The 6,060-nt window shown below is 33.8% G+C and carries 3 protein-coding genes; 1 reads left to right on the top strand and 2 read right to left on the bottom strand.

From position 1 onward, the window contains the following. Positions 1–182: 182 nt before the first annotated feature. Both CLORY_RS01390 and CLORY_RS01385 read right to left on the bottom strand, forming a co-directional pair. A complete protein-coding gene (locus tag CLORY_RS01390; protein ID WP_079421771.1) occupies positions 183–1,973 on the bottom strand; it encodes a PAS domain-containing protein in 1,791 nt (596 codons plus the stop codon). Positions 1,974–2,260: 287 nt separating this feature from the next. Then, entirely contained in the window at positions 2,261–5,050 is a 2,790-nt protein-coding gene (locus tag CLORY_RS01385; protein WP_079421770.1) for a glycoside hydrolase family 3 C-terminal domain-containing protein, read from the bottom strand. A gap of 110 nt (positions 5,051–5,160) precedes the next feature. On the opposite strand from CLORY_RS01385, the gene CLORY_RS01380 reads away from it, so the two are divergent. Then, positions 5,161–6,060, top strand: a complete 900-nt coding sequence (locus CLORY_RS01380) for a helix-turn-helix domain-containing protein (protein ID WP_079421769.1) — start codon at positions 5,161–5,163, stop codon at positions 6,058–6,060.

Below are 6,060 nucleotides of genomic sequence, written 5' to 3'. Positions count from 1 at the left end.
ATACTAAATAGTATATCTAAAAGCTATATTCATAACTATATGATATTAGTATATTTTCATGATTTTCCCAAACTTTAAAATAAAAAATTCATTCTACTATATTATTATATTCTTAAAACTTAAAAATAGCAAATAGCAATTTTATTCAGCTAATGACATGCCGAAGTTATGTGTTCATTATGCTAAATACTCTTGTCTTGATGCTGTTTTATTCTAATCTCTTCCACAATTTTATCAATCAGCTCCTTAACTTTGAATCCTCCTCTTTCACTTATCATTTCAAGCGTAGCTACTTTAGACATAGTTTTAAAAAGAATTGGATTTTTTAATTTGCTGAATTTAGGTGACAAATTAAATAAAAATTCTTTTATGAAAGGATATTGGCTAATCAAATCTCCAATAACAGTCGCCTTTGTTATGCCGTATTCATTTTCAGTTAATAATTCATTCTGCTTTTCACTTTTATCCTGTTTCTTTGTATTATTCCAAGTTAAAAGTCGCCGGCTGCCAGTTAAACTTCTTATTCTAGTTACGTCTTGCATCATTTCCAATACTCCTCTAAAATTTCCATCATCATCTCTGACAGCATTATAAATGATATAAATAAATTTGCCTTCTATTTCTAACCAGAATTCAGCTTCATCTTGTTCTCCATCTCTAAAAGCCTTAATGATTTTTTCAACGGTATCTACACTTTCCCTAGGATGACAATTCTGGACTTTTCTTCCGATAACGCCAGGGCTTCTTGGAAACACTCTATGTTTAGTATCACTATAAAATTTTACTATCTCATTTTCATCAACATAGGATAAGTCTACTTGGAGGTGTTTAAAAATAAGATTTATCTGTTCAAGTGTAAGTCTGCCTTGACTTACTTCCAGCTCCTTATTATTACTGTCGGTTGCTCCTAATACTCCATGTTTTTGAAGCACCTTTGATAAATCTTTTAACAATTCATCATTTGAAGAACTAATAGAATTTTGCGTTCCAGCGTTGATACCATAGAGCGAAGGTGTCTGGATTAAACAGTATCCTATTTCGTCGTCACCTCTTCTCATCTGTACAAAATCTTCATCAGAAAGAAGATCCATCGATGTTGGAAAAAGAACTTCCTCTTCTTTTACCATCATATCTTCTACCATCTCAATAACTTCCTGTTGAAGCTTCAAGAATTCTTCATCTTTACCTTCTTTTAAATATTCTTTTGCTTTTCTGATTATATCTTTTATATTATTATCTAGTGTCCACATTACTTTTGATGGCTTATCGAACCCTTTCTTTTCCAAATCTGGAAACAGCTGATTTTGTTTTCTAGAAAAATGTATATCAATCTCGCTTAACCTATCATAAAGTTCAGCCCACTGATTCTCAATAAATTTCATATTTAATTGTTTTTTCATGTCACTCAAAACTCTTCTTATAGCAGCAACTTCATCTAAATAAGTTTTAATCGGATGACCTTCAGGCAGGTTTAACTTATTGCTTACTAGTATTCCATCGAAAATTTCTAGAATATCATTCATTTTTCTTGCCAGTTCATCATCTGAAATTCCATACTTCTGAAGGTATTGCTCACATATTGCAAATTCTTGAGCTGTCACAGTTTGAACTGAGCTGTGCATCCTCTTTTTCGCCTCTTCTAAAGAGATATTGCCTCTAAGAAAATCAAGCTTGATATCCATAATCTTTTGTATCTTCTCTTTATCAAAGTCCATATATTCTCCCATCTGAATCTTCTCAAGTTTAGCTTTAGGAGAAAAATAAACATGAAATTCTTCATCACTTACTTTTTCTACATATTTGTCAAAGCCTTTTTCTTCCATCATCCTATATAATGGGAAAGGTTCAAAATCTTTTATTATATGAATGCCTTCGTGTGGCTTTAATTCTCTTATCGTCTTAGTAACACAATCTCGAAAAGATTCGTGTTCTCCTCGCCCATCTATAGTAATGTAGTTAATATCTTTTTTCATATCTTTCTTTCCCTTCTGAAAACTATTTTTTCTAAATGCAATATGCGTCTATAATTTTATTAAATGATAATCTTTTTCATATAACTATATTAGCATTTTCTATTCTGCAATTATGTAACTTTTGTTACGCAGTAGAGATTTATTATATCTATTATTCAACAATTTGGATTAATCTATAACAAAAAAACTTCTGACTCTAGTTTTACATTACTAGAATCAGAAGTTCCAAGAATTAATTAATAGTTCTTCTATATTGATCATGATCATGTGTTGTTTTCGCTGCTAACCTATTTAAGCTGGTTAAATTCTATCCATCCAATCTGCATCCCTGGTTTTATAAAGTCAAGCTTTAATTTATAAATACCCTCTTCAAGTTCAACTTTCATAAGCTGCTGTTTTATCCATCTTCCATCAGTACCACTGGTTTGTATCGTCGTCATCAATTTATCATTTAATGTAACATTACAAGCTGTCTGAGCTAAATTACTCTCTGGCGACATAATGTTAACTATAATACGATATATCCCAGCTGTTGCTGCTTTTATATAAGTAACAGCTGAAGGAACAGGAACTACTCTTGGATTTTCGGACAAACTAAGTGCATTTTCAGCCAAAAGAGATTTATTAGCTTCAAACTTATTTATAACCTCGGAATGTTCCTGTTTTCTGAAAAATACAGGTGCCTGCATGATAAAATTACATATATTTATAGCGCATCGCTGCAATTCACCACGTTTCAAATGCCCTTTTTTCAGCGAAGCTATCGTATTATCATCACCCGAATTTATTTCAGCTCCATAGTTGTTTACTACCATGTATAAATCATTTTGTGCACGAACCATTGAATCAGTATTCTTAGTACTCGCTTCTCCTCCTGTTACTACATCATTCATCTTCGCCCACCAATCTGTCATAACTATTCCGTTAAAACCCCATTCTTTACGAAGAATAGTAGTAGTTAAATCATAATTAGAAGCTGCCCAATGGCCATTTACAGGATTGTAAGATGTCATAATTGACTTAGCCTTACCCTGCTTAACTGATATTTCAAACCCTTTTAAATAAATTTCTCTAAGAGCACGCTCAGAAACAACTGCATCCACAAAAGAACGTGATTTTTCCTGATTATTGCAGGCAAAGTGCTTCAAAGTAGCATTAGAGCCGCCTTTTTTGATTCCACGAGTTACTGCCGCTGCAAAGGCGCCTGTTATAAGAGGGTCTTCAGAAAAATACTCAAAGTTACGACCATTCAATGGGCTTCGTCTTATATTTAAACCCGGTCCGAGCAAAGCATCTATATTATTACTAAGTAATTCTCTGCCTTCCATTTCGTAAAGTTCTTCTACTAACTTTGCATCCCAAGTAGCCGCCAGTAAGGTTCCTATTGGAAGCTGGGTTGCCTTAAGTCCACTGTCCATACGAATTCCTGAAGGACCATCTGATGTACATGCTATAGGAATTCCAAACTCAAATAAACTATCGGTAACCCCTCCAAAAGCTGAAGCTGTTCCAGGTGTCACCAATGGACTGCTCATTCCTTCTCCTCTTACAATAGCTGCCAAATCTTCATCTGAAAGCTGAGCAATAAACTCTTCCATGGTCACTTTACCGTCATACACATCTCTTAACTTATATCCTTTATTGCCAGTTTGCAAAATTGTTACTGGAAGCTTCTGTTCAATTCGCTGTGCCAGCGAAATCTTCTGCTTAGGGACCTCTACATAAGTTATTTCATATGCTCCATTCACTTTTCTAGTACCTGGTTTTATTCTCGTGAAACTTTCAGTTGGTGTCAATGCTTCCTCAAGCTGTTCTACTACTCGAAGTGTTTCTATAAAATAGCACTTCCTACCTTCAACATCTATATTAACAAGATTCTTAACACTATTTCCTACATAAAGCTTATACTCCCCGCTTTCTAATACGTAGCAGGAAATCTTGCCCGTTACACCAGCATCATCATAAGACGCCATATTGTCAACAGGGAAACTAATTTTAAGTAATTGAGTTTCTCCAGGCTCTAATAACCTTGTCTTATCAAATGCAGCTAATATTTTTGCTGGCTGACCTAGTTTTCCTTGAGGCGGTTCATAATAAACCTGAACGACCTCTTTTCCTGAAAAACTATCTCCAACATTCTTAACCGACACTTCTATTTCAAATTGCTCTTCTCCTTCTCTCATAACAACTTTTGCTTCTTTAGGTTTTATTTGAAACTGCGTATAGGATATTCCATATCCAAATTCATATTGAACTCTTTCTGAACAGAACGTCTCAAAGTAACGATAACCCACATAAATATCTTCCTGATAATAATTTTTAAGCTCATCACCATAATTTTTCGTCGACGGATAATCACTTATGGAATAGGCAATAGAATCAGTTAATTTACCGCTAGGTGTAACATCACCTACTAATACATCAGCAATGGCATTACCGCCTTCCATACCTCCCTGCCATGCATAAATAACACTTTTTATATGATTTAAATATCTTTTATCATTGACCCATTTCATATCGATTATATTAGATACATTGAGTACAACAATTATATTTTCAAAATATTTGCTTACTATTCTAAGCATTTCTTTTTCATCTTCAGTCAATTGATAGCTTCCTGGTGCATCAGCATTATCTTTATCCTCTCCAGCTGTACGTCCAATTACAATTATTGCCTTACTCGATTTACTTCTTGCCGCCAATACTACTTCATCTGCTAAAGGCATTTCCTTCTGATGCCACGGTTCAGCTGCCCAACCGCCGCCGCCATTATCAAATGGATTATGCTTTATCCATTCTTCATACTCAGCTGCCAGCTCCTCGTTGATAGTTATCTTTTTCTTATTCCGAAGACCATTCAAAAGATTAGTTGTATATTCAACATTTACGCTGCCGCCTGAACCGGTTCCGCTTCTATAATAATCAATTTGCGTTCTTCCAAAGACTGCAACGCTTTCTCCTTCCTTAATAGGAAGATTTTGTCCTTCATTTTTTAATAACACAGCTCCCTCAGCTGCTACTTTCCTAGAAATTTCTGAAAACCCCTTTAACGGGATACCAATCTTATGTTCGCTCACTTTACTTCCCTCCAACTATTGTGATAACATTATTATAAAGTTTAGAAGGATAGTATTATATAATTTTTCTATTAAAAAATATAAATATTTTGTCATAAAGGGTGCTGAATATGAATTATCCTGAGCAAAAACGAGAAATTATAAACGGAATCACATATAACTACTTATGTCATATTGAAAATGTGGTTAAGGAAGGTAATGTTTTTCCTGCCCACTACCATAACTATATTGAAATACTTTATGGTATTTCAGGAACTTATGAGGTAATCTTAAACGGCAAATGTTATAAATTCACAGATGGTGACTTAGTTTTAATAAATTCAAAAGAAGTTCATCAGATTAACAGCTGCTGTCAAAAAGGTGGTCAATACATCGTACTTCGATTCGAGCCTGAAGTTATTTACAACAGTATGTTTTATAACCACTTACAATTAAAATATGTATTTCCATTTATATTGGAGAATTCTGAGCATCAAAAAGTAATCAAAAAAGCGACAATTGAATCAACCTTTATACCAAATCTTCTCTATGAAATTCTTAAAGAATTTCAAATGGAAGCCTATGGCTACGAACTAGCTATCCAAAATCATATTGGCAGAATTTTTCTTTGGATCTTGCGCTACTTTCATCAAGCTAATGTAGATTTTATGCATTCACTGCTTACAAATATGTCATCTTTCAAATGCCTGCAGCCTTCATTCGACTATGTACTAGAACATTTCAATGAGGACTTAAAAGCAACCGACATGGCTGCCCTATGTAATATGAGCTCAAGCTATTTTTCCAGAACCTTTAATGAACAAATGCATATGAATTTTAATGAATATGTTAATTATATCCGCATTACTGAAGCTGAAAAGCTTCTGATTTCCACTACTATGAATATCACAGAAATCGCAAATGCCGTTGGCTTCAACACCACCAGTTATTTTATTAAACTTTTTAAAAGTTATAAGAACATATCTCCAAAACAGTTTAGAAAAGAATTTATAATCACATTTGATAAGTAA

It is taken from the genome of Clostridium oryzae (assembly GCF_002029235.1).
Classification (GTDB): domain Bacteria; phylum Bacillota; class Clostridia; order Clostridiales; family Clostridiaceae; genus Clostridium_AE; species Clostridium_AE oryzae.
The sequence above is the reverse complement of the archived record's forward strand: the minus strand, read 5'-3'. Positions and strand labels throughout refer to the sequence as shown.

Bases quoted from the DNA above. Each gene is read 5' to 3' on its own strand.
- CLORY_RS01390 (WP_079421771.1), bottom strand. From the start codon at position 1,973: ATGAAAAAAGATATTAACTACATTACTATAGATGGGCGAGGAGAACAC.
- CLORY_RS01380 (WP_079421769.1), top strand. From the start codon at position 5,161: ATGAATTATCCTGAGCAAAAACGAGAAATTATAAACGGAATCACATAT.